Annotated in this window: 11 protein-coding genes; 5 read left to right on the top strand and 6 right to left on the bottom strand. The window is 51.7% G+C overall.

All coding sequences use genetic code 11. The features are described from left to right. The first annotated feature begins 136 nt into the window (after positions 1-136). The 4 genes from H144_RS0119000 (at position 137) to H144_RS32225 (ending at position 8646) form a co-directional block, all read left to right on the top strand. Positions 137-3241 carry a SusC/RagA family TonB-linked outer membrane protein gene (locus tag H144_RS0119000; RefSeq protein WP_211220699.1) on the top strand — a complete coding sequence of 1035 codons (3105 nt, stop codon included), beginning with the start codon at positions 137-139 and terminating at the stop codon, positions 3239-3241. Positions 3242-3291: 50 nt separating this feature from the next. Next, positions 3292-4875, top strand: coding sequence for a RagB/SusD family nutrient uptake outer membrane protein (locus H144_RS0118995; protein WP_019943683.1), 1584 nt, complete (start codon positions 3292-3294; stop codon positions 4873-4875). A 12-nt stretch (positions 4876-4887) separates the two neighbouring features. Next, the gene (locus H144_RS0118990) at positions 4888-6078 is read left to right on the top strand and encodes a hypothetical protein (protein ID WP_019943682.1); all 1191 of its coding nucleotides are present in this window, start codon (positions 4888-4890) and stop codon (positions 6076-6078) included. A 246-nt stretch (positions 6079-6324) separates the two neighbouring features. Continuing rightward, a complete protein-coding gene (locus H144_RS32225) occupies positions 6325-8646 on the top strand; it encodes an RICIN domain-containing protein (protein WP_019943681.1) in 2322 nt (773 codons plus the stop codon). A gap of 608 nt (positions 8647-9254) precedes the next feature. Here the strand turns inward: H144_RS32225 and H144_RS0118980 are convergent. From H144_RS0118980 to H144_RS0118960, 5 genes are read right to left on the bottom strand one after another with little or no spacing between them, the layout of a single operon-like run. Beyond that, positions 9255-10160, bottom strand: a complete 906-nt coding sequence (locus H144_RS0118980; protein WP_019943680.1) for a sugar phosphate isomerase/epimerase family protein — start codon at positions 10158-10160, stop codon at positions 9255-9257. Positions 10161-10182: 22 nt separating this feature from the next. Continuing rightward, positions 10183-11088 (bottom strand): sugar phosphate isomerase/epimerase family protein, encoded by a 906-nt coding sequence (locus tag H144_RS0118975; protein WP_019943679.1) that lies wholly within the window; start codon positions 11086-11088, stop codon positions 10183-10185. Between the two features lie 13 nt (positions 11089-11101). After that, positions 11102-13816, bottom strand: coding sequence for a PQQ-dependent sugar dehydrogenase (locus H144_RS32220; RefSeq protein WP_019943678.1), 2715 nt, complete (start codon positions 13814-13816; stop codon positions 11102-11104). A 13-nt stretch (positions 13817-13829) separates the two neighbouring features. Further along, on the bottom strand, positions 13830-14939 hold the full coding sequence (locus tag H144_RS0118965) for a Gfo/Idh/MocA family protein (protein ID WP_019943677.1): 1110 nt from the start codon (positions 14937-14939) through the stop codon (positions 13830-13832). Then, complete coding sequence (locus H144_RS0118960) at positions 14936-15769, bottom strand: phytanoyl-CoA dioxygenase family protein (RefSeq protein WP_019943676.1); 834 nt, start codon at positions 15767-15769, stop codon at positions 14936-14938. Before H144_RS0118960 ends, H144_RS0118965 begins: the two co-directional genes overlap by 4 nt. Positions 15770-15934: 165 nt before the next feature. Here H144_RS0118960 and H144_RS0118955 point away from each other — a divergent pair, with 165 nt between their 5' ends. Continuing rightward, a complete protein-coding gene (locus tag H144_RS0118955) occupies positions 15935-16780 on the top strand; it encodes an AraC family transcriptional regulator (RefSeq protein ID WP_019943675.1) in 846 nt (281 codons plus the stop codon). Here the strand turns inward: H144_RS0118955 and H144_RS0118950 are convergent. Beyond that, positions 16777-17355 (bottom strand): NAD(P)H-dependent oxidoreductase, encoded by a 579-nt coding sequence (locus H144_RS0118950; protein WP_019943674.1) that lies wholly within the window; start codon positions 17353-17355, stop codon positions 16777-16779. The genes H144_RS0118955 and H144_RS0118950 overlap by 4 nt on opposite strands. Positions 17356-17399 lie beyond the last annotated feature (44 nt).

Genomic DNA, 17399 nt, shown 5'->3' with positions numbered 1-17399 from the left:
TTCTATTGTTACAGTTGTGCGTTGCGTGCCCGGGCGCTTCGGACTGTGCCGGTAGGTGTCTATTGTAAATCATATGGTGTAACTCCTTAAGGCTAATCGAATGATGGGGAAAATTTACAGATGCTTATGTATTACTGTGCTTATTTTGTTCTCGTGTGTGGTGGCCCAGGCGCAGCGAAGGCAGGTGTCGGGAATCGTAAAAAGTGAAACTGGTAGCCCTATGCCGGGCGTGACGGTGTTGCTGAAAGGAACGACGATGGGTGTATCGACAGATACGGACGGGAAGTTTGCCATCCAGGCAATGCCGGAGGACGTGCTTAAAATTTCCTTTATCGGCTACCTGTCCGAGCAAATCCCTGTGGGAAACAAGACCTATTTCGACATTACCATCCAACCCGATATTGCCACACTTTCGGAAGTAGTGGTGATCGGCTACGGTGAATCCAAACGAAAAGATGTTACCGGCTCAATATCCTCTGTCACCGGGGCTGAAATCCGCAAAACGAACCCGGTAACCTTTGATCAGGCATTACAGGGCAAAGTGGCGGGAATGGTCGTACAGCAAACATCCGGCCAGCCCGGCGGAGGCGTTTCGGTGCAGATCAGGGGTATATCATCGTTCGGATCCGGAGGCCCGTTGTATGTGATAGATGGCGTAATTATAGGCTCTACCGCTTCTATGGGCGCGGGTACCAATCCGCTGGCCGCGATCAATCCGTCGGAAATCGAGTCTGTGGACGTACTGAAAGATGCGTCCGCTACGGCAATCTATGGCTCGCAAGCGACGAATGGGGTGGTGATCGTCACGACAAAACGAGGGGTAGTCGCACCTCCACGCATCTCGTACGATGTCTACACAGGTTTTCAACAATTGCCCAGGCGTATTCCAACGATGAATTTGCGGGAATACGCCACCTTCATCAACGAACGAAATTCCGGTTTGGGCTGGGGATTCGATACCCGGCCCGAATTTGCCAATCCCCAATACCTGGGCAATGGTACCGACTGGCAAAAGGAGCTGTTCCGGAACGCGCCGATGACCAACCATACCATTACCGTCAACGGAGGCGATGTTAAAACACAGTACCTGCTGTCTGGCTCGTATTTCAAGCAGGATGGTATCGCTTTGGGATCGAATTTCAGAAGGATATCCGTCAGATTGAATCTGGACAACAAGACGACCAACTGGCTGAAAATAGGCACAAGCCTGCAATTGGCCAATATCAAGGAGAACGTTAATACGACCAGTTCGAACGTCATCAATTCGGCACTAAGCCAAACGCCCGACATTCCCGTCACCAATGCCGACGGCAGCTGGGGTGGTGCGTATAACCCTAACGGTTGGGTGAACAGCACCATTAACCCCTATGCCATCGCCAGCATCAACAAAGACCTGGTAAACCGTAACCAGCTGTTTGGGAATGCCTACGCTGAGATCGCTTTCAGCAAATCGCTTACGCTGCGAAACGAGGTTACGGGAAGTTTCTCTATGGCAACGGAGGACAAATTTAACCCAAGCTACACCATGGGGCTTGTGAAGAACAACAGCAACAGCGCTTCCTACAATTACAGCCAGAGCGTTTATACAACTGTCAGAAACTACCTCACTTATTCGCATACGTTCGACGATCGGTATAATACCAATATCATGGTGGGACACGAGGCGCAGTTGAGCAAAGGCGAAAACGTGGGCGCGGGCCGTAACAATTTTCCGTCCAACAATGTGCAGGTCATCAACAGCGGTGACCCTACTTCGGCCACGAATTCGGGTTCGAAAACGCAGAATGCGCAGGAGTCATATTTCGGCCGGTTGAATTTCGGATTGTTTGACAAATACCTGATCACCGGTAACGTTCGTGCCGACGGCTCTTCGAGATTTGCCGCCGGGAACCGCTGGGTAACCACGTATTCGGGTGCATTGGCCTGGAAAATACAGAACGAGGGCTTTTTGAAAAATTTCAAAGATATCAATGAATTGAAGCTCCGGGTAGGCTATGGTTTGACCAATAACCAGAACGTGAGAGACTTCGCATATACATCTACGTTAGCGACTGTCGCCACCGGTTTGTCGGGAATATCCCAGCTCACCGAGAACATCGGGAACCCATATGTGGAATGGGAAAAAACGAAATATGCCAATGTCGGTCTTGACGCCGCATTGCTATCGTGGCGGCTCAACTTCTCCGTCGATTTATACAACCGGAAAACCGATGGTCTGCTCATGCAAATTCCATTGCCGTTCTACTCCGGGACCGCTGTCGGATGGTCGCCCGGGGCACTCGACGCGCCGTACGTGAACGTAGGAACGATCAGTAACAAGGGTTTCGATTTTAAAATCAGCTCTACCAACATTCAGGGAAAGGAGCTTACGTGGAAAACTGACCTGACCGTATCGCGGAACATCAATAAGGTATTAAAACTGAATACCGATGGCGCCTCGCTCGTGGGATGGCCGTACAGCCAGACCATCGTCGGCAACTCGATTGGCGAGTTCTACGGGTACAAGGCAGACGGCGTTTTTGCCAAAAAGGAGGATTTCGAGACTCACGCGCTTCCCACCAAGAACGGAGCTCCCCTGCCCGTCGGCTCGGCCGGAGGTAGTATCTGGTATGGCGACCTTAAATTCAAGGACATTAATGGCGACGGAGCGATCGATGAGCGCGACCAGACCTACCTCGGATCGCCGATCCCGAAACTGCAATTCGGACTTAACAACTCGATCTCCTATAAGAAGTTTGACCTGAACATCTTCCTGACCGGTAACTATGGCAACAAGGTGTTCAACCAAATGCGCATGACCGGTGAATATCCCGGAACCAGTTTCGGCTACCTCAAAGCGCTGAACAATTACGCCCGGCTTGCGTTGATCGATCCCGACAAACCCGCGACCGATATCAATAATGTTTACGTGAGTAACCCAGATACGGACATTCCCGGCATTAGAAATGACAATACGAACGGCAACAACAGGGCTTCCGACAAATACGTCGAGGACGGGTCGTTCATAAGGTTCAAGACGATCTCACTGGGTTATACGCTTCCCGACCGGCTGCTGGAAAAGGCGCACATTCACGCGCTGCGGGTTTATGTAAACGTGTCGAATGCCTTCCTGATCACCAAGTACAAGGGAATGGACCCGGAAATTGGCTCCTGGAACCCGCTCAATGCAGGATATGACAGTGGTTTCTATCCCCAGCCGCGCGTGTTCACCGTAGGCGCAAGCTTACAGCTGACCAAATAGTGCCTCTGTGCCAATTCTTCTTAATGACGTGAATCTTAAAAAATGAAGCAATGAAAATAAAGAATAAACTGGCGGCAGCGTTGCTTTTCGCCGGCGCCTGCATGGCCGGATGCAGTGAAAGCTTTCTGGACCGTCCGCCTTTGTCGCAGATCAGTGCCGATAACTTTTATCAAACAACCAATGACCTCCGGCTGGCGACGGCTGCCCTTTACGGAGGTAAACCATGGGCGGAGTGGAATTATACCTGCTACCTGCCGATCGGCGAAGTTTTGAGCGGCAACATGGCCGTCAACTACTGGGGGGATGCGGTGCAATTACATACTTTTTCCGTCAGCGGGAGCAACGAAATTATGATTGCGAGCTGGAAATCGATGTACAAGATCATTGCACATTGCAATGTTACCATCAAAGCCATTCAGGAAAAAGCACCTGCTTCCATTCCTGAAAAAGACCGGAATGCGGCCATTGCCGAGGCAAAATTTTTACGTGCATATGCCTACTACAAACTGGCCCTGCAATGGAGGGACGTCCCCATTATAGAAGACAATACCAAGCTGATCAATTCTCCATTGGTGTACCGCAATAATGTGGAGGATGTTTATCGGTTTGCAGCAAATGATCTGCTTTTTGCTGCAAAACATCTCCCTGCGAAAGATGCCGGAAGGGTATCGACCTGGTCCGCACAAGGCATGCTGGCCAAAGTGTACCTGACCTGGGCGGGGCTGGATGCAAAGGGCAACGGCCCTCGAAACCAGGCGCTGCTGGATAGTGCCAAATTACACGCGGGCAATGTCTGCAAGCAAAGCGGCCTATCGCTGCTGCCCAACTATGCGGACATTTTCAAAACACAGTTCAATGATAACCAGGAATCCTTATTTGCCTTGCAATGGGCCGCCGGTGCCGGATGGCTGGAAGGAAATATGCTCCAAATCTACTCACCGGGAGGCGCTGAGATTTCAGCCGCGGGACAGGCCGGTTGGTTTGCCATATCGCCCACTTACGATTTGTATAAGCAATACCAGGGAGGCGACTCACTGAGACGGAAGGCCACTTTTATGCTCAAAGGCGACTACTATCCCGAGCTGAATGCGGCAGGAGGGGGTTACAAATTTAACGGCAACACCGGCTTGAAAAAACACATCATTGGCACAAGGGTAGATAATAGCGCCCCGACGATGTCGTTGACCTCGTCTACCGAGCATAACGCATTGCTAAGACTCGCGGAGGTGTACCTGATTTACGCGGAAGCCGTGATGGGCAACAATACGTCGACGACCAATGCCGACGCGCTGCTTTACTTCAACAAAGTGCGCACAAGAGCAGGCCTTGCCCCGGTGACATCTCTTGACGCAGAAACCTTGTTCAGAGAAAGAAGGGTTGAATTAGCGGCCGAAGGGCATTTTTGGGAAGACTTGGTCAGGCTTTCCTATTACAACGAACCCAAGGCCATCAAAAAGCTCAACGAACAGGAGCGGATCCTGTTTACCTACGATGACAAGGGTGTGGTGACGAAAGGTGATGCGCTAGCAGCCATTACACCGGCCAACACGACCACATTCAAATTCCCGATCCCTTCGCCGGAAGTGACGGCTAACCCCAAACTGCTGGAAGCTCCGGTGCCTTACCCGTTTTAAAAACTTAGAGAAATGAAAAAGACTTTATATACGAAAATATGTTTGACGCTGTTTTACTGCATGGCGACGGTTTCGCTGCTGCTGTCTGCTTGTGAAAAGGATGAGCTGTCTCCACCTGTTATCACTGAAATACGCAATTATGCGGCATCTCCGGCTGATACCCTTGTTCAAACATTGCAGGCCGCGCAATGGGTGGTTGTGCTTGGACAAAACCTGGGAGATGTTTCACAGGTCTATTTCGGCAGCATTCCGGCGACGATCAACCATACGCTGCTGACTGACGGTAGCATTGTGGTGCAAGTGCCCTCGATTCCGTTCGATTCTGTCGCCAGAGATAAGGTCAACATCGTTACAGTGGTAAACGGCAGCGGCTCGGCTTCGTTTACCATCAACATTACGGGGGCGCCGATGATCTCGCGCGTGAGGAACTACGCCGCCGCGCCGAAGGATACGGTGGTCAACACCATTGTTCCGGGCCAAACGATCAATATTGTTGGATATAACCTCAAAAAAGCGACCAAAATAGCATTCCAGGGTGTGGACGCCAGTTTGGCGGGAGTTATCTACACCGATTCGAGTGTGATCGTGAAAGTCCCCGGCAGTTTTACCGGAGCCGATCCTTTGCTGGCGAACAAAATCACTTATGGCACGGCAGTCGACACCACTGAATATTCCATCCGGATTTTCGATCCTGCCATTCTGGAATATTACAAAGATCCCGTGTTCAAACTGCTCACCGGTGGAATTGGTAAAGAAAAAACCTGGGTACTTGACCTGGATGCGAAAGGTGTTTCAACCAAATTCAAAGGTCCGTTGTACTTCTCGGGCGTGGATTATGGCTGGGATAATCAATGCAGCAAAGCAGGAGGGGATTGCTGGCTGTACGATCCGAATTATGAAAGCTGGATGGGCGCGGCGCAGGATTACGGTACCATGACGCTGGGCTTAAAGAGCGAAACAGCCGAGCCCGTGGTGAAGGTGGGCCAGAAAGGAATAAGCAAAAGCGGGACATTCTCAGGCAGCTACTTTTTTGATGTTAAGACAAAAACCATGTCGTTCATCAATGTAGTGCCGCTTAATATGGGAAGGGACCAGGTTTATTCCAAGGCATATGTGATCAGCCTCAAAGAGGACAGGATGCAGCTTGGCTTCCGGGACCCGGTCAAATCAGAAATGGCAATCTACAACTACATCCGAAGGTAATGTCAAAATGAGAAACTCACTACTTTGCCTGGCAAAAAAGATGCCTGGCCGGGGCTGTACCTGATCTCACTCGGGTCCTATCCATTTAAAGTAAAAATAGAATAACCAGCAGCTAAGGTTACGCTGGCAGTTAAAAACGTAATTCCATCCGCTGGCCACCCCTCCGGCCAGCGGAATCCTGGTGAATGCATACCCTCCCAAAATTCAAAGAGGAAGAGAAAGCAAACCAATTAAACGAAATTCAAGATGGAAAAACGAGTACTTTACCTGGCCCAATTGTGCCTGGGATGGGCGTTGTTATGCGCAACGCTCACGGGCTCCGCGCAGAATGTCACCATTTCGGTGAATGCAACGCAGAACAAACGCCTGATTTCTCCCAACATTTACGGGAAGAATGATTTCCTGGACCAGTCGGTGCAATTCTACAAAGATGCTGGCCTGCGCTTCGCGCGCATGAACGGGGGGAATAATGCATCCGCGTACAACTGGCGCGCGAAGCTGGCGGTTCATCCCGACTGGTTCAATAACGTGTATGGTGCCGACTGGGATGCTGCTGCGCAGAAGATCAATAACAACTTTTCCAACGTTCAGGGCATGTTTGCTTTTCAGTTACTGGGAAGAGTGGCATCCTCCGGGCAGAATAATTTCCCCGACTGGGATTACATGCAGGCGCATCCCGGTTGGAATGGTTATCATCAAAATTTAGCGGGCGGAGGAACACCCAATCCCAATGCCTCCGGCGCCGCGCTGGTAGATGGAAACAAGGATTTATTCTCTAAGCCCTGGCCGGCCGATTCGTCGGTGGGCATCCTGAATCATTGGTTTGGAACTAATGGCAAAGGTTTCAACCGTAACAAGTTTGTGTATTGGAATATGGATAATGAGGTGGACATATGGAACGGCACGCACGACTGGGCCATGCCTACGCAGCTATCAGCCGCTGCCTTCGTGGACCGATATATTGAACTGGCAAAAAAGGCGAAAGCAATTTATCCGGGTATCAAACTTTGCGGACCGGTCACAACTTCTGAATGGCAATGGTACAAATGGTCTAATGAAAGTATATACCTCAACGGCAGGTATTATCCCTGGATCGAGTATTTCATCAAACGTCTCGGCGATGAATATAAAGCGACCGGCATTAAACTGGTAGATGTGCTGGACATTCACAACTACCCATTTTATAACAATGACGCAGAGGCGTTGCAGGGCCACCGGATCTATTATGATGAAACCTACGACTATCCGGGTTCAAACGGTATCAAAAGCAGTACCGGCGGATGGGACACTTCCCTTACAAAGCAATATATATTCAGGCGCATCGATGGCTGGCTAACCGAGCATTTCGGTGCGAACCACGGTATCTCCGCCGGTTTGAGCGAATGGGGCACCATGTCGAGCAGCAACCCAAGCCTGGAATCGGTGATTTATGCATCGCATTTGGGAACATTCGCGAACCAGGGGGTCGAACTGTTTTCGCCCTGGAACTGGTCTGTCGGCATGTGGGAAACGCTGCACTTGTTCAGCCGCAATGCAAAAAAATACAGCGTATCCAGCACATCTTCGCTTGAAAATACGGTTTCAGCCTATTCCTCGGTAAACGAAAATGCCGACTCGCTAACCGTGATGCTGGTAAACCGCGACATGAGCGGCTCCCGGACGGTTACGATCAATCTCAGCAACTTCAATGTTGCCAATGGAAATTACCAAACGCTGCGACTGGCCTCCCTACCGGCAACGGAATCGTTCGTCTCGCATACGCAAAATGCCTTGCAACAAGGCACCATCGCGGTGAATGCAAACTCGCTTACGATCACGGTTCCGGCGCTATCTACCACGGCTATTCTCCTGAAAACTCCTGCCGCTTCCTATGTAACCCTGGTCAACCGGGCTACCGGTATGTTTTTGGACGGTATGTATCGTTTCGCAGATGGTTCACTCGCCGGGCAGTGGCAATCCAGCGGCAGCACGGCGCAGCAATGGATGGTTGAAGCGGCAGGAAGTTATGTGAAGATCAAAAACCGGGCTTCGGGCTTGTTTCTGGATGGAAACGGAAGCTCCGTCAATGGCGCGGGAGTCGTTCAAAAAGCGGGTAGTACCAATTTCAGCCAGCAATGGTCGCAGGAAACCGCAGGCAGCTATGTCAAATTGAAGAACCGGGCGACAGGGCTCTATATCGACGGTATGGGGCAGTCGACGGACGGCGCGGACCTGGGCCAATGGCAGACCAGCAGCAGTTCCAACCAGCAGTGGTCGATCGCAACGGTTACCCAGAATGGCGCGCGCCTTGGCCTGGGCGATGAAAATAGCTCGGCGAGAGAAGCTGGCGCCGTGAAATTGAATGCCTATCCCAACCCATTCGTCTCTAATTTCAAACTCGATGTGCCGCATTCGGGCGAGCCGGTTGAAATTGTATTTTTCGACGCGGCAGGTAACGCCGTCGAAACAATTAAGCCGTCGGGCAGTACCAAAACATTGACCCTGGGGGCTACTCTTAAACCGGGCTTATATGTAGTTCAGGTAAAAGGCACAACCTGGTCAAAATCGATCAAAGTGTTTAAGAAGTAAATGGTTCACAGAAGGAAAAAAGCTTTCACGACAAACTCGTCGCCTCGCATTAACCCGGAAGCCTCGATTTTATTCGAGGTTCATTCTAGATGTAGTAGTTAACTTTGGCCGAAGGATTTACTTCGGCCAATTTCGTTCAGGGGCTCTATTTCTTTTGGCGCTGTAAATCGGTCTGCCGCTGACGTTACAAATGGGACTGCAAACCGAAAGACTGGCGAAGCAATCGCGGAGGCTAAACTCGGTTTTGCTGATGTAGTCAAAGAGCTGACAAGGCCAGCATTGTCATCCGGTTGTTGCCCCTACCGTTGATCCATCCGCCTCCTGTGTCCGTCCCCTGCACCCGTACCGAATTCCGCGGTTTCACCGGTGGTTTGATAAGAGCCCGTCATGCAGATTTCCCATGCGAGCTGGCTGCGGTTGAGACCGAACCTTCCGTCGGGTTTTCCCTGGCGACCGTGGTGCCGCATCCCCAGGGCGATCGGACGCTGTGAAGGCACCGGTCAGGTGCATCTCCTTGAAAGGGATTAGAACCTTAAACAGCCGGGGTTCGCACCTGGATTTCGAGATAACCAGCGACCTCTACCTCCGCGTTCATTACATGATTAAATCTACCAACCAAAAACCCTGGCTACGTACGTTCTACTTAACTTCCAGCTTTGCGCAACCGGCCGTGTCGCTGGTTCATCGAATGCGAGTTCCACTGCGGCGTCGCCCCGGTAGCCGAGCTGTTTCAATGTGGCGGCGATAGACTTGAAGTCGGTAATCCCTTCGCCAAGGGCCTCGGCCCACTTGCCGCTGGCTTTTTGGTCCCGCAAATGCATGTAAACGATTTGCCTGTGATAGGTTTTGATAAACCCTACCGGATCGATACCGCCGCGGATGAGCCAGTTGAGATCCGGACCCAGTTTCAGTTCGGGTACCCGCTCTAATGTCCCTTTCAGGTCGTGCAGCTCATTGACAACCTCATAAGTGTGATTGTGCATATTAAGCAAAATGCCTTTTGAAGCGCAATAGGGGATCAGTTTTTTCAACAACGCGGCCTGTGCATCAAGCTCTTCGGAGGTTTTTATTCGTCTGGCGTCTCCGACCGAAACCCCGAAATTCTTTCCGCCGAGCTGATGCAGCCGGTCGATAATTTTGGTCGCGTTGGCCAGGATTTGGTCATGCTTGTCTTTTTTCCACATATCTGCGCTGTATGAGCAGCCGGTAACCGGCAGTTTGTGCTTTTTGATCAGAGCAGAAATCCGGTCTACCGAATCGTCCGCTTCGAGCAGGATGTTCATCAGTTCCAGGCCATCATAGCCCGCGGCTTTTATTTCGGTAAAAACCTGATCTAGAATCGGGGCACAGTTCCAATCGGGCGGGTATTTGCTGGCATATACCCACAGATGCGCGCTGAGGACAGGCTTCGCTTTTAGGAATGGCTTCGGGTGCGCCAATGCGCCGGTGAATGGCGCGCAGGCCAATATGAGCCCCGATTTCAGGAAATCGCGGCGATTTTGACGGATGTTCATGATGGTCGTTTTTGAATAAAGGTTAAAGGCCGTTGGCCAGCAGGCGGCCGTCGATAAATTCCTTGGCGCGGGGGATGTCCGGCTCGTCGAGGTGTTCGATGATGATCGGGATGTTGGGGTAATGCTGGCTTAACCTTTTCAGATAGAGATCGTAGTTGAGGGATCCCAGCCCGGGCGCGGGCAGCTCGATCCTTCCTACGCCTCTTAAGGCGTGGGCTTCGTCGGCATCGATATCGGCCATGGCCACCCCGAATGCGGCGTCGGCCAGCTTCACATCCTTCGCATGGGCGATTTTGATATTGCCTGCCAGCTTGTCGAAAATGTGGTGGATGGTCTGATCCATCGCGCCGATGTTATGCTCTTCGAAATAGTTGGTCGGGTCCATCAGTAAGCCCAAATGTCGATCATCAATGTCGCCGAATAACTTCAAAGTCTCTTCTACGGAACCTATTACGTTGTTGACATAGGTTTCAATACAAAATGTTACGCCATACTGCTTGCTGAACTGCACCAGGTTACCGATAATATCGCGGCATTCGTTGTAGCCCCCCTCGGTCTTGTTGTTCGGATGATGTACCCAGTCGCTTGCTGGGTTATAGGTGCCGGTTTCGCTGATCACGTAGGGCGATCCCAACTCATTGGCATAGCGTACGATTTGAAACAAACGTTCGAGATTGGCCTTCCTGATCTCGCGGTCGGGGTGTACCAGGTTGGTGTAACCCGACACGCAAGATATGGGTAAGTTGTGCCTGCGGAAAGTGTCCCTGATCTTCTTGGCGTTCTGGGAATTAATGCCTTTTACAGACAAATCCATGTCTTTGAAGGACACATCCAGTTGGACTGTGTTGAAATCCAGCGCCCTGATGCGCCTTGCCGTATCTTCCAGGGAATAAGGGAAATAGCCGGTGAAAATGCCCACCTGTATCATATGAGTTTCGGTATTATTTTTCGAAAAGAATATTGGTAATCAAAGGGCCGTTGAACATGCCGGTCTCATTTTTGGCATCACTGTAAACAAAATAGAGATTTCGGGTGCCGGAAACTTTGCTCAGCGGCGTTTCCAGTTTCATGGCGGCATTGGCTCTTTTGATATTGAGCCGACCTAAAACCGGCCCGTCCGGCGATCCCGAACGTAAGGTCACAACGCCTTCGACACCCGAGGATAGCACCTGAATGCCGACTTTGCCAATGCCCGTAAGATCGAGGGCCCGGAATGCGATGAATGCCTTGTTTTCCGTAAACCGCACTTTGCCCGGCTCGTTTTGGCTGGCGCCATTCAGCGCGGTTTTATAGGAGGTGTCGCATGAGATAGCGGCTAATACAGGCGGACGGAGCAGTATTTCGCGCCGGGTGGTGAGCGGCGGCAAGCCATTTGCTCCCTTATCCGCATAGGAGACCGTGAACAGGTATTTGCCCAGACTTTCTTTCGGATCACCGGCGCTGGCCGTGACCATACCCGAGAGTGGGAGCGATTTGACTTTCACAGGGTCCTGCGCCAGCGAAAGAATATACCCGACCATTTCAGTGGTTTGGGCCAATGTTAGCTGCGGGTGCGCGGACATTGCATTTTCGCCCCAGTTGCCATTCCCGCCACGCAGCACTTTCTCGGCCAGTTTGTTCAAGGCCTGGGGATCGTTTTTGTAACGTTTTGCAATTTCCTTATAAGCCGGCCCGATGGATTTCTTGTCAAGCCCATGGCAGGCCTTGCAATCGCTCTGGCTGATCAGCTTCTCGCCCGCGCTCAACCGGCTCGTGCTCACGGCCGACTCATAGTTCTGTGCCGCAAGGGTAATGTCTTCGCCAAATGGAATGTGCTCAAATGTAACCACCGCCCTGGCAGGATTAATGCCGCCTTTGAGCTTGTCCTCTTTGTCGGTAACGGAGGTACGGTACTGAATGGTTTGTCCCGGCCAGTAAAAGTATTGGTTAGACTGCCATTCGATAGCAATTTTGGGCGGCTCGTTACCCACTTTAATCTCCATGGTTTTCGAAGAAGACTTCCCGCCCTGGTCGGTAACGGTGAGCGTAACCTGGTAAATACCCGGCTTGGTAAAGGTAAATGCGGGCTGTTGTAAATTGGAGCGTTGTACTATTGCATTGAGCGAAGATTTGGATGTCCATTCATAGGAGAGCTGGTCGCCCGCATCGAAATCCATTGTGCCTTTCGCGGAGAATTGCACGGTTAGAGGGGCTGCCCCTACGGTACGGTCAGCGCTCACTTTGGCCACGGGAGGCCGGTTGCCTTCCGCGTAGTCGATCCTGACGAGCCGGGAGTTGGCATTTTGTGCAAACCAGTAGGTGCCGTATTCGAGCAGGTACATCGTGCCATCCGGCCCGAACTCCATGTCGATCGGATGATCGAACTGCGTTTTGGGCATGAAAGGCTCGATATGGTCGTAGCGGCCGTCCGGCTTCAAGCTCACGACATTGATCCAGTCGCGCATCCATTCGAAAATGAAAAGCTTGCCGTTGTAGTAATCCGGAAATGCCCTCTCCGATTTTTGATGCGCGTCCGAATAAAATACCGGGCCGGTCATAGGGCTTTTACCGCCCGTACCCAAATGCGGGAACAAATCGGACTCGACGTAATTGTACCAGATAAATGCAGGCTGGGCTGGCGGCAGCTTTTTCAATCCCGTATTATTCACCGAATTGTTGACCGGCGCTTGCGGATCGAAAAATTTTCCCGCTTTTTCCTGCGCGAAGTCGTATTCAGCATAGGGGCGGTTGTCGCCTGCGAAATAGGGCCAGCCAAAGTTTCCCGCCTGCTTGGCCTGGTTCCACTCGTCCCAGCTTCTGGGGCCGCGCTCGCTGTCTTTCTCTCCGTTTTGCCCCACATCGCCCCAATACAAATAGCCGCTTTTAAGATCGGCCGAAATGCGGATCGGGTTACGGCATCCCATCACGTAAATCTCGGGACGCGTGAGCGGGGTGCCTTCCGGGAACAGGTTTCCTTTGGGAATGCTGTAAGAACCGTCGGCCTCGGGATGAATGCGCAGGATTTTCCCCCGGAGGTCGTTGGTATTGCCTGCTGTTCGCTGGGCATCCCATGCGGTCCTACCAGTGCGCTCGTCGAGCGGCGCATAATAGTTCGAGCCGAAGGGACTGGTATTATCGCCCGTTGCTATGAAAAGGTCGCCCCCCTTGCCGAATGCAATGGAGCCGCCCGAATGGCAGCACTCGTCGCGTTGGGTTGGTATTTTGATCAGGATTTTTTCGGAGGCTAAATCCAGCTTTTTACCATCGAATACAAACCGGGAAACGTATTGCTGAGGCGTGCCGCCAACGGGCGAATAAAACAGGTAAATCCACCGGTTTTCTTTGAACTTCGGATCGAGCGCAATGCCCAGCAACCCGTCCTCTATTTTGCTGAAAACCGGCATCTGCACAATTTTCTCGGTTTTGGAGCTTGCCGGATCGTACAGTAGCAGCCCGCCGTTCCGCTCGGCGATCAGTACGCCGCCTTCGGGAAGCACAGCCAGCTCCATCGGCTCGTTCAGGTTTTCGGCCAGTACTACCTTAGAAAACCGGCTTTCATCAGGTTTGTCAGCAACCTCCGGTGTATTCCGTTTCTCCGCGCCAGATCCGGGACGGAAAAACAATGTGGTACCCACAGCCAGAAGTCCGGCTTTGAGCGTCAATGTAAATGCGTTCATGGGTTGGGTTAAATTATGATCTTAAAATCTCCTCAATCTCAACAGCCCGATGCTCTCTGGCAGATAGGTAGCAGGCATCTACCAGTGCCATCGTTTTCAGGTTGTCGCGGCCGCTGATCTCGGGTCCCGTATTTCGTTCCAATGCCACCAGTAGCTGGGCCATCGGACCGGCGAATGCGTCGGGAAACCATGCCTCAGTCCATTCCGGTTGGTGCCAGCCTCCGGGCGTATGCGTGGACGTATATATGAGCGTACTGGGCACGTGCTCGGGGTAGGAAGGCCAGCCGATCGTGCCTTTTGCCAGTCCGTCAAGGCCTTCCACCCGCCAGTTGATGCCAATGTCCTGCGCTACGCCCGGTTTTACCGGTCCAGTCCATACGTCGTCCCATGCGGAAGCGCGCATGCCGTTTTCATATTCGAGGATATACATCGCTATCCCGTCTTCATGCGGGAATTTGGAGATCGTCCTGGGGTCTTGGGTTACGCTGCAATAAACCCGCCTGGGATCGCCCAACCAGTAACGGAACGTGTCCAGATGGTGGATACTCATCACCCGGAGCGTGAGCCAACCCATGTCCGACTGCCAGGCAGTCCAGTGCGGGATGGCACGCATATCGATCGTGGCGAGCACCGGTTTGCCGAGAATGCCTTTGTTGAGCAGGTCTTTGCATGCCCTGACAGACTGATCATACCGCATATTCTGATTAACACCCAGCATCACGCCCGCATCTTCGCACAGGCGCACGATTTCGAGTGCTTCGGCGTAGTTCATCCCCATCGGCTTTTGGGCTAGTATGGCTTTGATGTTGGGATGTTTTACCGCCTGGCGGATCACTTCCAGTTGCTGGTCGGGCGGCACGGCGATGTCGGCCACCGTAACCTCGGGGTCGGCGAACATTTCCTGGCAGGAATCATAAACCTTGCCGATACTGTGCCGCTTGGCCACACTCTCGCTTACTTCGCGGATTCGAGAGGTGATCGCTACGGGGTTGAAGCCCGCATTCCGATAGGCAACCAGCTGGCAGTCGCTCATAATAAAGCCGGCGCCGACGCAGCCGATCCCGGGTGATTTGTCATCGGGTAGTACCGGCAGGTAGTCGAGTGATAGGTCGGCTGCTATCATGGGCGTTTCAGGTCCTGCAAAGTGATTTCAGCTTCTTTGCTCAGAAAGTCGGAGTGGGCCACCGCCTGTTTTCCACTTTCGAGCAATGCGGAGTCGGGAACCACCTTTACCGGCTCGATGCAAGACATATGTTTTTCCCTGAAAGGCTTGTTGTACGATAAATTGTAAGCAGAAATGACCGACCAGCGGGGCTTGTCCGACAGGTTGGCATCGGAGCGGTGAAGGATATTGCTGTGAAAAAATAGCGTGTCGCCCGCTTTCAATTCCACGTACACCAGTTCGCAGGATTTTTCAGCTTCAGCGACAAAATCAGGGTCGGCACCCTGCTGTTCGCCTACGAAATTGTGTTCCAGTCGCTGCATTTTATGTGTACCTTTCAGTACCTGAAGACAGCCGTTTTCGATCGTAGCGTCGGTAAGCGCCACCATGACAGAGATCATTGCTTCGGGGTAGAGGAAGCCATTTTTATACCAATAGCCGTAATCCTGATGCCATTCCCACGCTCCGCCTTTTTGCGGTTCTTTTTGCATTACTTTCGAATGGAAATGGCAAACTTCACCTTCACTGCCGAGCAGCGATTCCACGGCGGACACCATTCTCTCCGAACGCGACATCAACCCGAAAGAATCATCTCCCGGTGTAAACCAAAGCGTCAGTTTTGTCCGGTTTCCGTGGGTATCTTTCAGATCGAATGCATGGCTGGTAACACTTTCGTCGGTGGCCATTCGGTAAAGCAGATCGATCTCTTCCTGGCTGAAAAAGTTACGTTTGATGATATAGCCGTCTTCGTAAAAATTGGCTTGTTCGGTAGTGTTAATTACGGTTTGCATAGCATCCTGTGTTTAAGGTTACTGAGTTTTAGATAAAACTTTCGTTAAAAAGTATAATGCAAAGTAAGCCGGCCTTCAACGGGGTTTCTATCGCTATTTTCGTAGATTTATCTGGTATTTTGAATTCTTATCGCAATTCGTAGGAAAAACTGTTAAACATTCCGGATGAAACCGCTAGTTCAGAAGCTTCCCGTCGATAGTAGCTCGTCATTTGTGGCACGGACCTACACCTCGCCGCATTTCGAAACGCCATGGCATCAGCACGTGGAATTCGAGCTCGTGCTGGAAAACCTTGGCCATGGCACGGCGTTCGTGGGTGATTATATAGGGGAATATGGGGAGGGAGATGTATTCTTGTTGGGTAAAAACCTGCCGCATTGGTTTCGAAAGAAGGATGCGGAAATGATCAGCAGCGCCATTGTGACCCAGTTCAGAGAGGAAATTTTTATGGGGAATTTTCTCAACCTGCCGGAAATGCAGCGCATTCAAATGCTTCTTAAAACCGCTTCACACGGGATTTTGCTGACCGGGAGCTTGCGGCAGCGGATTGGCAGGTGCCTGCGCGACATCGAGACACTTGCAGGCTTTCCGCAAATGGCTGCATTGCTGGACTGTTTGCACCAGATCAGCATTTCCGAGGAAACAAGGCTGCTTACCAATTCGCCAATCACCAGCTTTTCTCAACGGGATCAGGACCGCATTCACCAGGTCTTCGAATATTCGATGCAGCATTTTCAGCGAAAAATCCGGATTGAGGAAGTTGCGGCCCTGACCAACCAAAGCGTTTCGGCGTTTTGCCACTATTTCAAAAAGAGCACCAAAAAAAGTTATATCGGCTTCCTTACGGAGATACGCATTGCGCACGCATGCAAGCTGCTTGCGTCCACGGATCTGTCGGTGACTGAGATATGTTACGAGAGCGGTTTTCAAAACTGGTCCAATTTCAGCGCCCACTTTGTGAAGCACGTAACCTTGTCGCCGCTCAAATACCGGCAACGCCACAAGGACTAGATTCCCCGCTCACCCAGTCGTTCTACCTTGCGGAGCCATTGTTGCCGAATCAACTCGCTTGCGTCTTTGACGACGGCCAGGTAGGTAATCTTTACCGGGCTGATTCCGCAAAATTCGAGCGTGCCTTTTTTGAATTGGTTCAGTGTGGGGCTTTTCATGAAAAGCCAATCATACCACCGGGGCGTGTCGGAAGTAACAATGATCCTTGCGGTTTTTCCTTTAAGCAGTTTTTTTGGGAAGGCGCTGCCTTCTACGGGTTGAAATGTGATGCCTGGGAGAAAGGTCCGGTCGATAAACCCTTTCATGATGGCAGGGTATCCGTACCACCACATTGGGAATACCCAAACCAGGTGATCCGCAGCTTTGATCTTTTGTATCGCATCCAACAGGTCGGGTTCGAGTTCAGTCCGCCGTCGATAACCGAATTCAAGATTAGGATTGAATTGCAGTTCAGCAATGTTGATTCGCAGGATTTCTGCGTCGGTTTTAACGAGGCCTTCGTAATAGGCGTTTGCGAGCGCGTAGTTGTAGCTTGCCGGGTCCGGGTGCCCGTTGATAATCAGTATTTTTTTCATGTTGCAAAGCAACACAACGTGTCCGGTAGCCGGAAGGACATTTG

It is taken from the genome of Dyadobacter beijingensis DSM 21582, assembly GCF_000382205.1.
In the GTDB taxonomy this organism is placed as follows: Bacteria; Bacteroidota; Bacteroidia; order Cytophagales; family Spirosomataceae; genus Dyadobacter; species Dyadobacter beijingensis.
The sequence above is the reverse complement of the archived record's forward strand: the minus strand, read 5'-3'. Positions and strand labels throughout refer to the sequence as shown.